General features: G+C 54.5%; 7 protein-coding genes. All 7 read right to left on the bottom strand.

Annotated features, from left to right (window positions below; all coding sequences use genetic code 11):
* Nucleotides 1–93: 93 nt before the first annotated feature.
* Complete coding sequence (locus tag AC0YOA_RS08935) at nucleotides 94–7,824, bottom strand: S-layer homology domain-containing protein (protein WP_475786310.1); 7,731 nt, start codon at nucleotides 7,822–7,824, stop codon at nucleotides 94–96.
* A 116-nt stretch (nucleotides 7,825–7,940) separates the two neighbouring features.
* Complete coding sequence (locus tag AC0YOA_RS08930) at nucleotides 7,941–13,487, bottom strand: hypothetical protein (RefSeq protein WP_475786309.1); 5,547 nt, start codon at nucleotides 13,485–13,487, stop codon at nucleotides 7,941–7,943.
* Between the two features lie 155 nt (nucleotides 13,488–13,642).
* Entirely contained in the window at nucleotides 13,643–14,770 is a 1,128-nt protein-coding gene (locus tag AC0YOA_RS08925) for a response regulator (protein ID WP_475786308.1), read from the bottom strand.
* 295 nt (nucleotides 14,771–15,065) lie between these two features.
* On the bottom strand, nucleotides 15,066–17,801 hold the full coding sequence (locus tag AC0YOA_RS08920) for a ComEC/Rec2 family competence protein (protein WP_475786307.1): 2,736 nt from the start codon (nucleotides 17,799–17,801) through the stop codon (nucleotides 15,066–15,068).
* A gap of 102 nt (nucleotides 17,802–17,903) precedes the next feature.
* A complete protein-coding gene (locus AC0YOA_RS08915; RefSeq protein WP_475786306.1) occupies nucleotides 17,904–18,434 on the bottom strand; it encodes a deoxycytidylate deaminase in 531 nt (176 codons plus the stop codon).
* A 30-nt stretch (nucleotides 18,435–18,464) separates the two neighbouring features.
* The gene (locus AC0YOA_RS08910; RefSeq protein ID WP_475786305.1) at nucleotides 18,465–19,757 is read right to left on the bottom strand and encodes a homocysteine synthase; all 1,293 of its coding nucleotides are present in this window, start codon (nucleotides 19,755–19,757) and stop codon (nucleotides 18,465–18,467) included.
* Between the two features lie 68 nt (nucleotides 19,758–19,825).
* Nucleotides 19,826–20,497 (bottom strand): ComEA family DNA-binding protein, encoded by a 672-nt coding sequence (locus AC0YOA_RS08905; protein ID WP_475786304.1) that lies wholly within the window; start codon nucleotides 20,495–20,497, stop codon nucleotides 19,826–19,828.
* Nucleotides 20,498–20,566 lie beyond the last annotated feature (69 nt).

Below are 20,566 nucleotides of genomic sequence, written 5' to 3'. Positions count from 1 at the left end.
GCCCCCGCCTGAAAGCGGACATCCTGCACGTTCCCTCTTCTTAACAGCAAGGAGCCGGCAACCTGTTCGAGCGGTTGCCGGTGCTGCCTGTCATTATTTTCCGGTTATCAGGGCATCGAGCCGCATCACAATTGCCGCAGCCTGCGCCCGTGTCAATCTATCCGTTGGGTTGATTTGTTGATTCTCGCCCATAATGATGCCTTCCTGAATACAAAGCGCTGCTGACAGTTTGGCCCACTCGGGAATGGATGGACCGTCCGCGAATGTGCCGAGCAATTGCGCAGCTTTCTCCTCTGTAAGATCGCCGCCGCGGCCGAGCGCGTTCAACAGTCTGCCCGCCATGGTCATCGCCTCAATCCTCGAAATGGTCGCGCCCGGACCATATGAACCGTCGCCCATTCCGGTGACAATGCCCGTTTGCGCGGCAATGGCTACGCTTTGGTAATACCAGTCCTGCTTCCCGACGTCGGCAAAGGATGCTTCCGCCTGTTTATTCATCATGCCTGCGGCCCTAAGCAGCAGCGTCGGATACTCCGCCCGCGTAATATTGCTGTCCGGTTCGAAACGGCCAGCGCCTCTGCCCATCACAAACATTTTGGACGCTGCCTGATCGATCGACTGCCTGGCCCAGGAGCCGGCCTTCACATCGGTGAACGATGCGCTTTTCCGCATGAACACCAGACTGCCGCTTCCAGTCAATTGCACGTTCACATAGGCCTGATTGCCGGACCGCTCCAGCTTCCACGGCAGCGTGGTCCATGCCCCGTCCGGGCTTCTGAGCACGACCGCCGTTATATCCTCAGGCTTGATTGCACCCGGCACCGCGATGCGGGCGGCGGCGTAAGAATGCCAGTTGGCTGCTGGAAGATTCGTACGGATCGAAATCCCTTCTCCTGATCCCAGCATGGAGGCATCCGAGTCATCCGCAATTTGCTCCAGCGCTTTAAGCGCAGCAGCATCGTTCGGATCGATGGAAACTTCCAGATCCTCATCCATTCCCACCAGCATATCGGACGTCAGCGTCAGGCGGCCTGCCGGAACATCGATGATGATCCGCCGTCCCTTGTCCGCCGTCTGCTGCACGAGCGCCTTCTCGAATTGGAAAGTATAGCCCTTCAATGATGAATCCCTGGATACAATCCGGATATCCGACGTATCGTCTGTTATATCCTTGGTCGTAATCCGGGCGGTCAGCCTGCCGTCGTCTGTCCGCTGCGCGTCAAACGGCTGGTCGTTCAGGCTGAGCGCCGGATCTTTCGGACCTACGGCCGGAGCCCCCGCTCCGCCGAAAAATCCGCCTACCGATTGCCATACCTGGGCGGTAAGCTTAGCTGAAGCCGCCACGGCCTTTTTGTCCGAAGAGGTCCGCTTCGCCACCACTATGATGTTGCCCGGCTGGGCAGCAACCACTCCGTCTGCAGGAAGGAAGCCCCAATCGCTCAGATCCTCATTCAATGATGGCTGCCTCGCAGTCTCCGATTGCGAGAATACGTTGTAAACCAGCTGATAGCCAAGCATTTCTCCCGGATTGTCTATCTTGACTTCGGTCAAGGCGCTCTCAAAAGCGATTGGAGACGTTGAAGCTTCCAAATGACCGAGCCTCGTCGGTTCAGGCACTTCCACGGAAACAGCCTGCATCGCTTCAAGCGTGACGCCGTCTGCCAGTTCGTAGCTTGCCTGAATCAGGCTTGCCCCTGTTTCTTCCGCAGTGATCGTTCCGTCATCGGCCAAGGTCACCGAATCGCCCTGCAAAAGGGTATAGCGGACCCGATCGCTTGCGGCCGTAACCTCCTTGCATGACGGCTTGCCTTCCGCTGCTTCGCCCTCTGGCATGCACAGCACGACCTGGAGCTTCTGCTTGTCGCCCGGCTTCAAGCCAAGCTCACGCTCGCCCGGCTGCGCTCCCGCTTTCTGGATGGCGATCTCTGTCGGAGCCTGGAATTTGTCGTTCGTCACTTCAACGACAGCTTGATTGTAGTTCCCCGCTTTGTCGTGAGCCTGTACCGTCAGCTCTACCGTTGGAGCATCCGAGCTGACAGCTACTTCTCCTGAGAATTTGCCGTCCTCTGCTACGGTAAGAGGAGTAGTGTTCGTGCCGTCCAGCACCTCCAGCGCGTCACCCTTGGTCGTCTGGCCGGAGAAACGGATTTTTCCGTCTATCGTTCTGTCTCCGGTGATCGGCTCGTTCAGATACAAAATCGGAGCGATCGTATCCACCGTCAGGTACAGCATCTTGACGGAGCTGTCCTGCGTCTTCGTGTTGATCACACGCAACTCGATGGCATAGGTGCCGTCCGTTGTGAACGGATCAAGCTGCAGCACACCATGGCTGCCTTCGCCGTCTTTTTGCAGCGCAACCTTGCCGACGGATTTGCCGTCGTTGATCGCCTCTACTTCGACATTCGGCAGATCGGAGTACAGCTCAATGCTCTGCTGTGCCGTATTTTTCGTCGTGATGTCGATTCTGGCGGTCGGCGCCGAGAAATCCTTGGTTTGCTCGAGCTTCGGCTTGACCGGCGCCGGAAGCAGCGTATTCACACTGTCGACCCTCTCGGCATAATGATAGTTTTCATTTTTGTCCGTTTCCTTGTCAGGCTTGACTACGACCTCGACGCCGATGACATATTTCTGTCCGACCTGCAATCCGGAGTATTGAACATCTTGTGGATCCAGTGCCTTGCCTTCCAGGCTGCTTTGATCGACTGTATTGTCTGTTGTCGTCGCGGACCAGCCGCCGAGCAGAATGCCCTCGTACTTGCCGGTTGCCGCATTCCAGTGATCGGCCAGCTCCTGTTCGGTAAACAGAATGTCGCCAAAATTCGGATATGGCGCAAGGCTGCCGTTCTGATCCTGCAGCGCAGTAAGCACATAATCATGCTCGAACGATTCCTGACCGGCTTTCTTTGCCGCCGGCTTGAAGGACAGCGAGAAGTATCCATCGCCCGCAGGCTTGATCTCCACATCGGTTACTTTGCTTGGCGCAAGCGGATCGACGATGCTGATCTTCTCCGGCGACGATTTGGTGCCGAAGGTGGATGCCGACTTGAGCTCGGCACGCAGGTAATAATCGCCCTGCTGCAGCAGCCCGCGGATATCCTCCTCGCCGCCCAGCATGTTCACCTTGGTGACGTCGATGTCCGTTTTGCCGCTTGTCGCGGAGCCGGACTTGCCGCCGTTATTGCCAACCGGCAGTCCTTTGGCAATCAGCATTCCCGGATCGCCCGGATCGAGCACCTCCTGCCCGTTGGCCAGCTTGGCCGTGTTCGAGGATACGGCATTCTCCGTTAAATAGAGGTCCACCGTATCGCCCGCCTCGGCGTTGTCCACGGTCCAGCTTGCCGTAAATTTATTCGTGTCTGCTCCGCTTTGCGTCAGGTTCACCTGCTTCAGCTGCGGAACCGTCGGTACATTAATCAGACGGGTTTCAACCGGCGATTGCGCGGTAAGCGTCCAGCTGCCGCCATTCTTGACCTTATCCTCGGGAAGAATGATATAGGCCTTCCGGTGGTCCACCTTGTCGCTGGACGAAGCCGCAGAAATATACTGCGTAAAGGCATTCGCGTCAGGATTCGTATTCGTATTGTCGAAAACCACCGGATACGCCTTGCCGCCCGGGTCCTTCAGAGTAAAGCCTGGCATTTCCTTATCGGTATACTCCATTTCGATAATGGCGTTTCCGCTCACGCCGCTCATCGGAATTTCGTGAATGCGTCCGTTATTGGATACCGTAATCCCGCCGACGCCGATGTCCATCGACCCGTTATCCAGCAGCTGTACGCCTTCGGAAATTTCCCGGTAAGTGATCTGCTGCGTCTCTTTCTCGGCATCCACCCAGGAGGTCGCGACCGTCTTCATTCCCTGCCCGATAACAAGCAGGCGCGGTCCCCGCTCGGGATCATTGATAAGCAGATCGGCAAAGCCGTCGGGAAGCTGTTCGCCCGAGGTTCCGAATTCGACACCGCCGCCCCAGTAGTATGTAATCCCCAGGGAAATAAACAAGATACCGATGCTGCCCCAGATCTTGTCGTTATTGAGACCGAAGAATACGCTGGCCAGCGGCATCCCGCCTACGACAGGCACATCCTCGGGTATCTGCACTTTCGCGCCGATATAGCCTTCGAAGTCAATCCGGTGCTTCTCGAGATTTTGTCCGACAAAAATCCCGACCTTGCCCACAATCAGATTCCAGCCGCCGATGTCCACTTCCGCCGCCATATGCACGAACCACGGACTCGTCCACTGCGCTTCAATCAGCGCCATGGTCAGCATCTTGATCAACTGGTCGTCTTCGGGCTCGGCCACCGCGGAAAAATCCATGGTGCCTTCCAGCTTAATGCCCGTGCGCTTCAAGGTCATGTCGATATCGCCGAAGAAGTAAGCCGGCGCAACCCCGAATCGCAAGCCCACGCCGGCTTGCAGCGTAAGCGGGAACGGATCGTCCTTCGTTCCTCCTGCGATCGTATCGGCCAGTTCACGCACCGCTCCCCGCAGCGCAGTCAAATTCAGCGCCCCGGCAATCGGAATGCCCGGCGCCGGCAACGATGTTCCGAATGCAATGACATCGGGCAAGATCCGGCCGTCTGCCACCTGCTTGAAGGAAAGTTCCGCGGAAATTTCCGTCATGCTTTTCAATTGGGCGTCGAATTTTATGCCGTATTGATTCGATACATCCTCCACAGGCTGCACAAAATGCACAATATCGATTTCGCCGCTAGGGCTGCCCGGTTCTTCCTCTTCTTCTTTGCCCCCGCCGCCCGGACTTCCAGGTGTATCAGGATTTCCAGGCGTGTCAGGGTTTCCGGGCGCGTCAGGATCCTCGGCTTCACTGGTTTCCTCCTCATCGGAGTCCTCCGGTTCGATCAATCCGATTCCTTCATTGAGATTGAACTTGAGCGCCGCATCGATTCCGACAAAACCTTTGTCATTGAAGATGACGTTGCGGACCTCGGCATTGATAAAGCTCAGGGAAATGCTCCCGCCGAAGGATACGCCGCCCTGTCTGAGCACGAAGTCGTTAAACTTGATGCCGAACCCGCTAAACGAAAATCCCGGCACAGCGAACAGGCTGTGCTTGTTGAAATATACGAGCGGGACCGTCACCTGCCGCAGCGGATTGATCTGGTCGCCAAGCGCTCCCGACGCCCACTGCAGGCCGCCGTTCAGACTTAAGTCCATCGGGTTCCCGCCGCTTTGCGGATAATCCTCAGGGAACAGAGAGTAGCCTTCACCCAACGATTTATCGAAGCCGTTATAGAAGTCCAGCGTCCATTCTCCCTTATGGAACACGAAGCCGCTGCTGGCGACGCTTAGCGTGCCGTCTCCTTTCACGAACAAGGTGTCGAAGAAAGGCATGTCATTATAGCCCGCAAGACCGGACAGATTGAAAGCATCCAGCTTGCCGCGCACGAACACCATATCCTTGCCCTGATAGGCGACGGCGTCATTGATAATCGCCGGCTCGGTCTTGGTGTCCACCACGACCTGCTTGTCGCCGCTTCCGCCGGATTCCTTGATCATTCCGCGAATGCTGACAAGCATTTCACGCTCGGGATGCTCCTCCGAGTCGAAGAACTCCTCGAATTCCTCCTCGGAATCAAACAGCTTGTATTCATAGGCCGGCAGCTCCGCCAAAGAATCATTATCCAGAAACGGCCCCATATCGAATCCCGAATCCACGGCCCGGCTTGCGATTTTCAGATAGGTCATCGCCGATTTATAATGGTTCACGGCAATGTAGGGATCACTGGCGTTCCCAAAACTATTCGTCGGATAGGCCTCGTTAAGCTCATCCAATTGCTCCTGACCCATGGATAGGGGGACGGAGCTTAAGTCGACTGTTTGCTTGTAGACAGCCATAAGCTGCGCCTCCCGGATCCGGGTCGCGTCATTGTCCGTGACAATAAATGTCTGCTTCGTCGAGACGCTGTACATTGAAGCGATATCCGCATTGCCTCCGGTGTCGCCTTTGTAGTCAATTTGGACCCGGTATTCGCCAAGCGGCAGATCCGGTCCGAGGCCGCTCTTGTCCTCGATAGCCACGCCATTGTCGTCTACCTGATCGCCGCCCCGGTACGTGATGCGCATATCGCCGGAGAAGCCGTCGTCCGTCGGCTGCAGAATGACCGAGCTTTTGACCGGCACCTTGTAGCGCTCGCCGCTGGCCACATTCTCCAGGAACAGGTCAAAGTTCGGTTCGGCCGAGTCATTGCCGGTATTATACGCGTCGATATTCGTCATATTGACCGTAATATATTTCACATCGCTTGCGTAGTTCTCTTTGGGCGAGAGGCCGTAGGCCGTTGTCGGCACCACGTCCCCGACAGCCGGCAGCAGAATGAAGCTGGCTTTGTTGGACTCATACTGCGCCTTGATGCCCTGGTCTTCTTCTCCGGCAAGCGTCTTCTCCGTTTCCGGACTGCTAGCCGTCAGCATGTACTGTCTGGTTGTCGGCCAGGGCTTGCCTTTGGCTTTCACCTTGAAGGTGGCGGTTACCGTATCGCCAGGCTTGTATTTTGGAATAATGCCCTGCTCCGCTTCCGCCGGCGTGGCCGTCTTCTTGAAGGTCAGCTTCTTGCTGCGCCCCTGTTCCGTCTGGGCGCTGCCGTCCGTGTTTGTCACCACATTGCCCTGATCGTCCAGCTTGACGAAATCAAGTCCGTCGTCAAGTTCCATGATGACCTCGATTTGCGATTGTTCCATATTGAACGCGGGCAGATTCTCCACTTCCGCGTTGATATCGAAGACGCCTTCATCGACATATGCGCTGTCGTCGTCATTCGCAGCCAGCTGCAGCGGCGTATCCAGATAACGGATGGAGAATACCTTGTCCGGAGCGACAAGCTCGCCCAGACCGTAGACGGTTTCGAACGATTGCGACGCCTTGTCGGCGATCACATTCGGATCCCAATAGAAAGCTACGGCGGAGTCGGCAGTTCCGTAGTCATTCGTATCCGTCGTATAATCCAGATTGCCATCCGGAGTATAATCCCACTTCGTATTGGCAAGACCGTTCCAATGTCCGACCTGCATCCTGTCCACAATATTGATGTTCTGCTCGGCAAAGTTGTTGAAGCCGTAGGCCATGACGTCAGTCGCCGTAGGCTTGCTCAGATCGAGCTTGTCCCGCATAACCCAATACGGCGGAAGTTTATAGTACGCTCTGTCTTCCGGAGAAATCTGTTCATTATCTTCCGGATTGTGCACCAGTTCCCGTTCGACCGTGAGCGGCTGCTCATAGGCCGTGCCGATCTGGAAGGCGGGACCGTCATTACCGCCCACCATCGTATCCAATAGGATGCGGGTGCCCAGCTCCACCTGATGACCGCTGTTGTTAAGCACCTCATAGCGGATGTTGATATTGCCCGCATTGAGCTTGTCGGATGGATCGGCATACAGCATCAATACCTGTTTGATTTGAACGCCTTTAATTGTCCAGACCGTTTCAATCTGCTTGGTGCCGTCGTTGTTCTCGATAATGCTCGGCTTGGATGTCTCAGAGAAGAAATCGATGCCGAATTTGTATGGATTGCCGAATATATAAGGAGTCCCGTCAATCTTGAAGGTCGTAAAAGAAGTTTCCGGATCATCACCCTGAAAGAGCAGACTTACATTCTGGTCCTTCTTGCGAATGGGCTGCCCGTCCACCGTCCGGATGCCGAACCGGCCGGAGGCATTGTCGACTGTAATTTTAATAAAATCATTTTGCAGCTCCGTCACCTTGGGCGCGCTGATGTCCTCCGCAAGAGCGGACGAGATCCCGCTCCCCGAATAAAGGAACAGCAGCAGCGCGAGCACGCATGCAAGCAATTTGGTAAACAGCTTCAAAACGAACTGCCTCCTCTTGTGAAGTCTCTTTTTTGTATTCGCGGTGGTAAGTGATGGCCCTTGAGAAACCCAGCCCAAGCCACCGCATCTGTTTCGATCAGCCATATGACTTCGCGCTAGCCTTTCTTACTGATGAAGAAGGTCGCAAACTCGCGTTCCCGCTCCTGGTTCCGGACTATAATCGTATACCAGCCGGCGCTTGGGAAGCTCACTTTGAAATTGCCTTTTACCAAATCGCTGTATGAAATGCCCGTGGCGATATATTTCATCTGCCCTTCCCGGTACAATCCGGACTGATACAGCAGGTCGTAAGTGCCTTTCTCATTGACCTGATCGCGTCCGCCAACGTTCACAACGTTGTAGTTTGTAATATTGAACGTAAGCGTGCTCTGATCGAAAATGGCTGTCGTCGCGGACGAACCCGATATCAACAGGCCGTTGGCGAATATACTCATGCCGTCGTCCTCGACTACCGTTACATATTGGGTAGCGTTCGCCTTGTTGCCGACTTCGTCGACAGCTGTATAAGTCACAAGCTGCGGACTTCCATCCGTCTTGCTCATATCCAGTCCGCTGACGATGACGCGGATGGCGCCCTCCGCTGACAGATTATCCGACACCAGGAATCCGCCTAGCCCCAGCTCCTTGGCCTTGTCTACGGTAACGATATAACCGCCGGCAGCAGGATCCTTCACCAGACCAAGCGCATCCAGATTTTTCTTCACGATGCCTACAGACGGTAAATTCAGTTCAATCGACGGCGGAGTATTGTCAAGTCCCTGAATGTCTAGAGGCACCTTGACCGCATTGCCTACGATGTCCGACAGGGCAACGGTCGTCACTCCATTCGCGGAATAGATCCGCGAGTAGCTGAAATTGCCGTCCTCCGAGCTTATGGCATTCGAATAGCTGCCGTTTTCGGCTTTGGTCGGAGCTTTGCCGAGGAATACCCGGTTCGGAGAAGCCGTTTTGCCGGTCAGCGTCACCTTCACATTCCCTCTGGCAGCCAGCTTGCCGTTTACGGTCTTGATCTGATTTTGCGGCAGTGGATTGCCCCCGTTATCCACGAATGTATAAGTGATCGAATCAACTGCCGGCGGATCCGGAATGATGTTGTCGACCACTTCTTTGACGACGTCCGTGTTGCCGTACTGATCGGAGACAATGAAGGAAACCGTACCGTTCTTCTGCAGCATGATCGTATCCTTGCCGTCCACTGCAGTCACGATGACATCCTCGGCCTCATCTCTTGCTTTGATCACCGTCAGGTTGACGCCGGAGGCAAACAGCACATTGCCGCTGCCGTCCTTAATCGTGCCGTAGCTCTTGCTGTCGTTCTCCCCATACGTATAGGAGCGGACGACCTCGACTTTCGGCACTGCTTTACGAATATTTTCAACGTTGGCCGTAATGTCATTGGTGTTGCCGGCCTCATCCATCAGTTGGAAGGTAAAGTTTCCGTTCTCCGTAAATGTATAGGACGTCCTGCCGTTGTTATTGAGCACTCTGGCCGGCTCGGACAAGTCGACCAGTTGAACCGTCACATTGCCGTTGGTCGGAATTGTCTTCAAATATTCAATCTCACCATGAGGCAATATGTCGTCGATGTTGCTGACGGAAATATACAAGGTGCCCGTACGGGTATCGTCCGCAATGTCGGTAAGGTCAAAGGCGTACACGCCGCTGCTTGTGTTGACTTTGAATGTATTGCCCGACCGGACCGGAGCGGACGGATTCACAGCCGCAGGCACCACTTTGATGCCAAGTGGAGCCGTGACGTTAATGTCGACGCCTACGCCTGGCTTCACCGGCCGCGTTGTGCTCAGCGATGCCAATGCATAGACCGGCTGCTGCGTAGAGACACCCGACGTATCCAGCTTGACCGGATCACCGATGATACCGCCCGGCGTGCGGAATTTGACCTGGAGCTGCAGCGCCGCCGGATTGTCCGTTGGCACTTTCAACGAGACGAAATTCGTATAAGGGCTCCATTTCACCCAACTGGATCCATTGTCCGGGGATACGGAATATTCATAGCCCGTTTTGTCCTCTGCGCCAAGGCCCAGCTTCACGATTGCGGTGTAGCCGTCCAGCGTGTCGCCATACAAGTAGATCAAGCCTGCTGACACAGAGCTCGGAGGAATTTCGTCAGCCTCCCTGGATATATTGAACGTGCCGGTGTGCGTAATGCCGGCGTTTCCGATTCCATCACGGGCGAGGACATAGAGCGTGTAACGCGCCGTTTCGCCCGGCTGCAGCCCCAGATTGTCGACAGCGGCCGTTCCGCCATCCAATGGCTTCCATCCGGACGAACTCTCATCCGGTATCGCATCCCCGTCCTTGACAAACTGATAGGCCGCGCTTGCACCTGTCGGAGTGTACAGTTCATTGATCGCAACCGTCACACTCTGGGAGGGCCGCGGATAATCGGAGCCGGTTCGGCTGAACGTCACTTCCGGAGGCAGATTGTCGAAATAATAGGCCTTGGAAAAGTAATATTTCTTCTCCATACCAGACTGGTCCATCTTCGCCAGTATATAAAGATACTGCTTTCCGTTTAATGCCGGGTCAGCCGGAATCACATAGCTTAAAGTGCCGTCGTCCGCTTGATCGACAGCCGCTAGCGGCGTGAACGCTCCGTCATCGGCAGGATGAACGGGACTTGAGCTGAAGGCATAGCCGGCAAAAAGCGGACCGGCCGCAGCATCCGCCGGATCGGCTAAAGTCCGATCCTCTGCTCCATCATCCGAATAGGTCGCGTCAATGACCGTCTGCTCTCCTGTGCCGTCTTCATCGTCCAAGTAGGTCGCAGAGGCAGCATTCAGGGGATGCAGCAGCGAGCCGCCAAGACGGAACTGCACCTCATGGCTGTTCACGTACACATTGGCTTCGGGCTCCGGATCGAAGCTGCCGGTCACGGCATTGGCGGAGTTGACCGTCACGGTCTCGCTCATGAGGGTCTGCCCGTTGCCTGCATGATCCGATGCTTTCACATAGAGGACATAGCTGCCGTCCTCAATAATGTCATTCGACGTGGCCAGCGTCAGCGTTCCTCCAGAGCCCGGGAGGTCCTTCCAATCGATGTCCTGAGGCTGAGCGCCTGCTTTCACCCATTGATATTGGCTGGTTTGGATTCCGCTGTGGGGATCATTCACCGTCACCTTGACCTGAACGGAAGACGTATCGTTCCCTGTGATGCCGTCAAACGAAATTTCCGGCGCACGGTTGTCCACCTTGACGGCAGTCACATTATGCGTCCAGTTCGAATCGTCGTTCCTAAAATCGGCCAGGGGCCAGACGCTCAGAACGCCGTAGCTGCCGACAGCCGCAAGCGCCTGGTTGTTGGCGTAGAAGATCTTGTCCGCCTCCGAGCCAGGCGCTTTGTCCAGCCAGTCGCTGTACTCTTGAGCATGGTCCCGGATATAGTTGTCCTTCTTCTCTTCCTGCATCAGCTCTCTCGCCGAGTCCCAGGTCATATCCGCCGTCCAGACATGCAAATACCATTCACCGCTGTTATGGGCGGTCAGCGCCTCCGGGGGAAGCGGGATCAGATTCGTTTTGTTGTTGACTACGCCAAGATCAAGCTCCGCCAGTTGCTCATTGCCCGGATACAGCTCCTCTCTGGGCTGTTTGCCAGACAAGGCGTACCGTTTGACGGCTGTGAACGGATCATCAAATACGGGATTGGATGGATCAATTATTGGTTCAACCGGTGCGTCTTTGAAGGGATCTGTCTCGCTGCGCGTCCATGCATAATAGACCAGTCCGACAGCCGGAGAATTCGATCCTGTCAAATTCGAAGGACGATAGATGCCCTTGCTCGGCCGGGTTGTTCCGGGCTGCACCGGGTCCAAGGCCGGTACAATCAGCGGCGGATCGTTGGCGTCGATCGTCACCTTGCCATTCTTCCGGTACGTTTGATTGTCGGCTCCGCCGTTCTCGAAATGATATCCGATCGCCGGCGGCGTATTGTCAATCGACAATCCTGCCCAGTCAATTTTCGAATTGACATTGGCTCTGTCATCGGCGTTGACGTCCGCAGGCCAAACACCGTCATAGTTGATGGGCTGGATCAGCATATTCCCCGCATAATCCCGCAGTACGTTGGTGTCGGACGGTTCATTCGTTGCGGGATTAATCGGCGCCTTATCATTCGTCAAGGCCACCGCCTTGAGCAGCGGCGTTTCCACTTCCTGTCCGTCCGGAATCTGGAGACTGAAGGTCCACTTGTCCGTTCCTTCTCCTGCTGTATACGTGGCTTTCATACCGTTATTCAAAAGCAGGAACGTCTTGGTTACGTCCCATTGCCTGTTCACGACAGCCGGCTCCGAGAGCTGCAGCGTGAAATCGAACGCATCATGATTATTAAGATTGACGCCGGTAAGAATTTGCGGCTGTATGCCGTTGCCCACCTTCGTGTACTTGGGCGGCACCGCATCGACTATGACGCGGAAGCCTTCTTTGCTGTAGTCAAACGGATCAACTGTTTTGCCGTCCAGATAATTATTGCTGCCCCCGTTGGCTGTACCGGGAAACGAAATATCCGCCACATTGCCGGCCGCGTCTGCGAACACGGCATCCTTGAACTTTTTCTCCAAAGGCTGGTCTATCGGCGGATCTCCCGACGTATCGTCGTCCGGATCGATCAGAATTTTCGGTTCAAGCGGATTATTGCCGCTATTATGGTACTGGGTACCCGTATATTGATACGCAATGCTGTCATGAAGAGGAAACTTGAAATACTGATACGGGTCCCCTTGATTGGCTGAAAATGTGCTTGCCGTGTATGTCTTGCTGGTCAAATACTGCGCTTGCCCGGAGGCCGGCAGACCGGTTCCGGCGGGATTGACAAACAGCGGATGCTTAAGAAAAGCATCGGCATTCGCCGCAACGACTGTCGTTGGGCGTACGGGCTCGCTGAAATTGTAAGATAATGAAATGTTTTCGCCTTTCTTGACATAAAGCTCCTGCTGATTAATCTTGTTGTTGGGCCATTCCTCTCCATTGCCGGTGAACGTATAATCCGTCAACTCCGGACGTTCTTTATCCTGAAACTTGACAAATAAACCCCTGGGTCCCGACGGAGCGTCTACGCCGTCTCTGACACCGCTCACCTCGATCCGAATCTCGGTCGTCGGAGTTATCGTCACCACAGCACTTCTTGCCGAAACCCCGCCGTCCCATGCTTCTTCATACAATACTTCCGTTCCGTCCACGTAAATCCACGTTCTTGTTCCCTGGAAGCAATTTTCAAGACTCAAAAAGCCGCAGCCGCCCGATGTTTCAGTCCAGTGAAGGGAGCTCCATCCCACAATCGCTTGCGCATGCCCGCTTTGTGCAACAGCCTTCAGTGCAGGATTGTCAGCTACGTTAATGATAAATTGGGCCGATTCTCCTGAATGCACGAAGACATCCCCATTGGCAGGATCCATATTGATCCCGTCGCTCTTGGTGAAACCCGGCTGATTACTGGCAAAGTTAAGAAACGAATTATCCGCCTCATGCGATATATTTCCGATAAGCGTACCTGCGCCAAAAGTCACCTCCAAATCATCGCCTGCGGCTTCCGCCTTCGGCGCAGTCCAGACTGGCAGCAGCGAGAAAAGCAGACTAAAAACCGCCGTCACCGCCAGCCATTTTCTCAACTTTTGGCTATTCAACATCAACATATGACCCCCCAGCTATAAATCTGATTCCAATTACCTATATTACGCCAGGATTCTCACAAAACGCTGACAAGCTTCGACATTAAACGGGTCGTTCCAACGAAAATAAACAGACTCCGAAGCGTGTACATCGCACACGTCCCGGAGCCTGTTTATTTCATTTCCGTTTTTATTTTTTTATAAAGCCTTCTGACCGAAGCGGAAGGGGCGATTCCCACTTCCTTCAGCAGCCAATCCTCCATTTTTTTATAATGCGTGAAGAAAGCAATTCGATCCTTTCGCAGAACGTAGATACTCAGCAGCCATTCATGCGCCGTCTCGTCATATGGAACCCGTTCGAGCATGAATTGAAGCAGTTCATGCGCGCGATCAACGTTTTTCGCGTCCATCCAGATGCGGATCAGCTGTTTGGCAAGCTCGGCGAAAATCTTCTGAACACGCTCCCTCTCCGACTCGCACCATGCGTAATCCTTGTCCCCGAACAATGTGCCGCGGTATTGAAGCAGCATCCGCTCGGCATCATCCAGCGACTGATCACTTGGCGTCAGGCTTTGGCTGCTGAGTTCCACCAACTGCCTGTAATCGCATGAATCAAGAAGTTCAAAGCGATACACGCCTTTTCTTGATTCCAGATGGATGCGGATACCGTTTTCCTGAAGGGTCTTCTTCATCCGGTACACGGAAGTGTGCAAATTCTGCTCCGACTTCTCCGGCTCCTGCTCCGGCCACAAGGCTTCGCATATCGCCCATTTGGAGAGATCCGTGTCGCGGTGGGTCAAAAAGTAGGCAAGAAGCTCTTCCGTCTTCATCGTCGGGAAGCGGACCGTTTCCCCGTTCCTTCCAAAAACCGCGAAGCTGCCGAAGCATTGAATGCGCGCATATGCACTCTCCGCCGCCCGGTTCAGGGAACTTCCCCTCTCCTTCCGCTTATAGATCCTCTGAATCGTACGCTCAAGCAGGTCTGGATCGACCGGCTTCAGCAAATAATCTATCGCATTGACCCGGAACGCCTCCAAGGCGTACTGGCTGTAAGCTGTCGTAAAAATAATTTCCAGATCCTCCTGCATGTCCAGCAGCACCGCCGCCAGTTCGAGACCGTTTCTTTCCGGCATTTCAATATCCAAAAAAGCCACATCCGGCCTCAGCTCCGGAAATGCCTTGAGCGCTTCGGAGGCTTTGGTAAATCCACCGACAATCTCCACATCTTCCCGGACATTGAGTATTTGCTGCAAGCGGTGAATGGCTGGTCGCTCATCATCCACGATGACTGCTCTTAACATTATTGATGCCTCTTTTCAATTTGAAATTCCACCCAATATGCAAGCACCGCATAAAAAGACGGCTGCATATTTGCACCGCCCCGCGGGTCAATTAAATTGAATCCATTAAAATGTCTGTAAGCTGTCCAGCCTTAAGGCGCATCTTCAGATGACAATGGTTAATGAATATATACAGGCATATCCTTAACCTGGTTTTTGAAATGTTCTTGCGCGGAGCCTGCTTTTCTTTATTGATTCGACAATAATTGGCAATATCCTCCTATTGTCCGAAAACACGGCTCCAAATGATTTCCCTTTAAGGCCATCCAGCAAGCATCTGCCGTGCGAACAACTGACTGTCCGCAGTGATGCGATACTCAATCTCGCCGTTCAGATCCGTGCGCTTCACATCGGCTCCGGCAGCGGTTAAACGCTCCATGACCTCGCCGTTCGGATGTCCATACGTATTGTTCCTGCCGACGGAAATGACCGCAGTATGAGGCTGCCAGTAGGCAAGCCACTCCGGTGTGGAAGAGGTTTTACTTCCGTGATGGGAAACTTTCATTACATCGATGGCATTCGGTTTTGTTTTATTTATTGCTTGATTTTCTTCATATTCACCGACAGCAGCGCTTGCCGGCTGTTCGAGCAAAGCTCCCCCGGATTCAGAAATCCGGGACAGAATCGCACGCTCCTCCGCTGCATCGGCATCGCCGGTCAGCAGAAACGATCTTCCGTACAGCTCCACGATCATCGCTACGCTTTGCCCATTCTGTTCCTCCACCAGAGGAATAGTGTCGGATTCGCTATCCCTGTTTCCTCCAATTAAGGAGATGGTCGCTCCATCGTCGATTTCCCAGCTTTGGCCGGCCTCGCTGCGGTACATCGGAATTCCCTTGTCAACGGCAGCGCCAAGCATGGAAACCGCATCATCGGAGCGCTTGAAGGTACCGTTCCAAAGCATCCCTTTGACAGGAATATTGTCTACGACAGCCCGCAGCCCCTTGATATGATCGCTGTCCAGATGAGTCATGACCAGCAGATCTATCTGCTGCACGCCGCGCTTTTGCAGCAGCGGCACAAGGACTTTGCGGCCTACCTCGAACGGATCGTCGCGATCCTTCCATTCCTCCCCCTTCTTCCGAAAGCTCACCGAGCCCCCTCCATCAATGAGAATATGCTTGCCATGTGCTGTCCGGATCAGAATGGAATCTCCCTGCCCCACATCCAGAAAGCTGACGTAGGCATCGTTATTGTTCCATTTCGGATAATAGGCCCACAGAATCGGAGCAATCAGCGCCAAGCAAAGCAGGACGGGAATTATAATTCGACGGATGGGTTGGATAGGCTGTCTGGTACCCGATGCGCCAGGGGAAGCCTCCGCCCGGTTCGGAAGAAGCGAACCCAGAGGCTGGGTAACGTCTTCTTCCACCCACTGCTTTCCGCCCATCGGTTGGGTATCGTTGTCAGGCTGCTCCGATGACTTCCCGAAGATTGGCTGCAAGCCCCGGCGATGAAGCACCGACAGGCATAATCCTATTGATGTGTACATATAAAGAACCCAGCCAAACGGCGGCGTACCGATAATGAAGCGGAATTGCTGGAATCCGCTTAGCTGCAGTACAATGCCAAAGCTCAAACGGTTGGCTACTGACGCAACCGAACCGAGCCACGCTGCTCCTGCATGCCATAGACTGTCCAGAACTAGCGCAGCGCCTCCAAGGGGCATAACGATGAAGCTGATGAACGGTACCAGAATGAAGTTTGCCAGCAAGGAAAGCAGGTGGATCTGATTAAAATAATAGATGGTAAGCGGAAATGATACAGCCTGGGCCACCACCGTTACAGCGATCAAATCAAACAGCGCCTTCGAGCGTTTGCCACGGGGCAGTAATTTCCTGACAGGCTGTACGCCCAGAATGAGTCCAGCTGTAACAAGAAAGGATAGTTGAAAGCCAACATCCTCAAGCAGATAGGGATCCCAAAACAGCATCAGCAGCGCAGCGGCTGACAACAGGTGCAAGCCGTCCTTCAGCTTGTTCAGCCGCGCCGCGAACAAACCCAGCATGGCCATGATTCCGGCCCGCATAATGGAGGGGGCGCCGCCCGCCAGAAGCACATAGAACGGGACAGCGGCAATCATGATAAGCAGCATGCGCTCGCGGGTCAATCGCAGCAGCCGCAGCAGCCCCCCGAGGACGTAGAGGAATACCGCTACATGCAGACCCGATACCGCCAATATATGCGTCAGTCCCAGCTGGGAAAATTGCCGGAACTGCTCCGGATCCAGGTCCTCGCGTATACCCAGCACCAGCCCCTTCATATATCCGGCCTGATCCGCTGGGAACAGCCCGTCCATGCGGCTTCCGAGCGATCCGCGAAACTCATCGATGCGGCTTAGCAGAGATGCCTTGCTCAGACGCGGACCGGGGCTTATTTGCACGGATGAAATGCCGTTTGCCTTAAGCAGCCAATGGATGCGCTGGCTGAGAAGATAGCTCCGGTAATCGAAGCCGCCAAAATTGGTCGCTGCAGCAGGCTCGCTGATTTCGCCATTGATCACGATATGCGACCCCCGTCTCCAGCCCGCGGCAATGACCTGATCCGGCTGCTCGGCAAGCTTGACGTTGACAAGCAGAAGCTCGCTCAGCTTGCGCGGCTCTGATTCGCCAGCCACCGCGGCATCGTGCACGCGCGCTTTAAATTGGGCGCGGTCGCCATCCACCTCGACAGCCGAGACAATCGTTCCCGAGACTTCCACGCTGTACGCAGCGGAACTGCCGGGAGCCGCCGCCTCCTGAGCAGGTGGTGGCAGCGCGCTGACATTATGCTTGTCCGACCAAACCCGTTCTGCCGCTGCACCGGCAAAGGCGATCAGGCAGGCGGCCGCCAGCAACAAGGTCGAACGATGCAGCAGTACCTGTGCAAACAGCAGGATGGCAAGAGCCCCTCCTGCGAGCAGCAGGCCAGGAAACAGCAGCCCTGCTCCAGCCGTACTTCCAAGTACCCAGCAGAGTGTAAAAAACACCAAGGGTCGACTGTTCATATTCATTTCGGGCCGCTCCTTCCTTCGAATAAAAAAAAAGAACCTCTGCAGCGCCCAAATAGGCGCTCACAGAGGTTCTTCCTCAAAATGCTTCATTGCATCCCATACTCAGGATGTGATATTCATCTTCGCCTGCTCCGGCGGCTCATATCCCGCCAATGCACGGAACAAAATGCCTTTTTGCCGCATCAGATCGATCACTTTATCGCTGTCCTTCAAGTAATTCCGATGGTAGACGATTTCCTTGATTCCGCTGTTCGCAAGCATGTTGGCACAAGTCCAGCAGGGCTGATCCGTCACATATACGGTAGAGCCTTCCCGGTCGATCCGGTCGGTGAAGAGCAGCAGGTTCTGCTCCGCATGAATGGTTCGGATACAGCGCTGCTTCTTGACCATGCGCTCTTCTCCGTCCGTAATTTGAAGCTCCAGCTCCTCCACAATCATGCAGCCGGCCTCCGAACAGTCGGCCACGCCCATGGGGGCTCCGTTATACGCCGTCCCGAGCAGCTTCTTCCCCTGCACCAGCACAGACCCTACATGCCGCCTCAAACAACGTGAACGCGTGGAGACCATGTAGGCAATATCCATGAAGTAAGTATCCCAGTCTTTGCGCGCGCTCTCGCGCGAATCCGTAACCATCGTAATTTTTCCTCTCCTATCCTGTTAATCCTACTGCTGACTGGCCGACAAAGCCTGGCTCAGATCATGCAGAATATCGTCGATGCCTTCAGTTCCGATCGAAAGACGGATCATTCCCGGCGCTACGCCTGCCGCTTCCTGCTCCTGCTCCGACAGCTGCTGATGGGTTGTGCTGGCCGGATGGATAATCAGAGACTTCGAGTCGCCCACATTAGCTAAATGAGAGAACAGCGATACCGCATTAATCACTTTTTTGCCGGCATCCGCCCCGCCTTTAATACCGAAGGTAAGGATCGCCCCTTGACCTTTGGGCATATATTTCTGGCCAAGGTCATAGGAGACATGGCTCGGCAGCCCCGGATAGTTGACCCATTCCACCGCATCGTGAGCTTCGAGGAATTGAGCTACAGCCAAAGCGTTGGCGCTGTGCCGTTCCATCCGCAGATGCAGCGTCTCCAGCCCCTGCAGCAGCAGGAACGAGTTGAACGGCGAAATGGCAGCTCCCATATCGCGAAGCAGCTGGACGCGCATTTTAATAATATATGCAATTGGCCCAACGGCATCCGTATAGATGACGCCATGGTAGCTGGGGTCCGGTTCGGTCAAGCCGGGGAATTTTCCGCTTGCCTTCCAGTCGAAGGTTCCGCCATCCACGACGACCCCGCCGATGGACGTCCCGTGACCTCCGATAAACTTGGTCACGGAATGGACCACAATATCTGCGCCATGCTCAAGGGGACGACACAAGAACGGGCTTGGAAACGTGTTGTCGACAATGAACGGAATACCATGCTTGTGAGCAATGGCAGCGACCGCTTCAAGATCAATAATATCACCTTTCGGATTGCCAATGCTCTCCGCAAATAGGGCTTTTGTATTGTCGGTAATCGCGGCCTCGAAATTGTTCGGATCCTGCGGATCGACAAAATTGACCTTGATGCCCAGCTTGGGAAGCGTAGTTGAAAACAGATTATAAGTCCCGCCGTACAAGCTGGTCGAGGAAACGATTTCATCTCCTGAGCCGGCTATGTTCAGAATTGCATATGTAATAGCCGCCGAACCCGATGCGACAGCTAGAGCGGCCGGCCCGCCTTCCAGAGCGGCAATACGCTTCTCAAACACATCGCTTGTCGGATTCATAATGCGGGTGTAGATATTGCCGAATTCCTTGAGCGCAAACAAGTCTGCAGCATGATCGGTATCGCGGAACCCATAAGACGTTGTTTGATAAATCGGTACTGCCCGCGACATGGTCGCAGGATCGATTTCCTGGCCTCCGTGGACGGATAGCGTTTCCAATGAAAGCTTGCGTTGTTCGGACATGTAAGAATCCTCCTCGCCGGAATTGAGCAGCAACGGCTCTGGCCGCTGCTTTTCCCATTGTCGCATAATCAAGGCGCAACAACAATGGAAGGTTTCATTTTTTCCAGTAGTTTGGGACCGATTCCTTTGACCCGGAGCAAATCGTCAACTGAGCGAAACGGACCATTCTTCTCCCTGTCCGCGACGATCGTTCCCGCCTTGGCTTCCCCGATGCCGGGCAGCTCATCCAGTTCCTGGGCCGTAGCAAAATTAATGTTGATTTTGCCCTCTTCGGTAAGGCCGGCTCCCCGAGGTTCGATAGCCTTCTCACCTCCTGCCCCTGCACTTGCAGCCTGCTTCGCGTCTGTCTCTTTCCCCGAGTCTGAGGGTATATCTTCCGAGCCAGCCTTAGCTCCTTCCTTGGTCTTGCTTCCTCCTGAGGTCTTAATGTCCTCCGCGACATCCGTGGGGCTTGCGGCTCCCTCCTCTTCCGCATCTATTGAAGCTGGAACCGTCATCCCGCCGCTTTGCCGGTCCGTGCCAGGAGCGTCGTTCTTTATCTTATCCTTCGCAGCAGGTCCTGGCTCATTGTCCGCCGGATTCAACACTTCTTTCACCTGGCTGTTCATAGCCACCCAGCCTGGCGGCTCGCTGGAATCTGACTGATAGAGCGCAGCGACCAGCAGCAGAGCCCCCAGGAGAAGCAGGGCGGCCATCATAAATTTTCGATTCCAGTCGGATCTTCTTTTTTCAGAGTACATATTGTAGAGGTCACCTCTGTCCTTTATTTATCCGGCGATAATGTCTAAAACTTTGCCGTACTTTTGGTT

Source organism: Paenibacillus sp. JT22N12, from assembly GCF_056269365.1.
The sequence above is the reverse complement of the archived record's forward strand: the minus strand, read 5'-3'. Positions and strand labels throughout refer to the sequence as shown.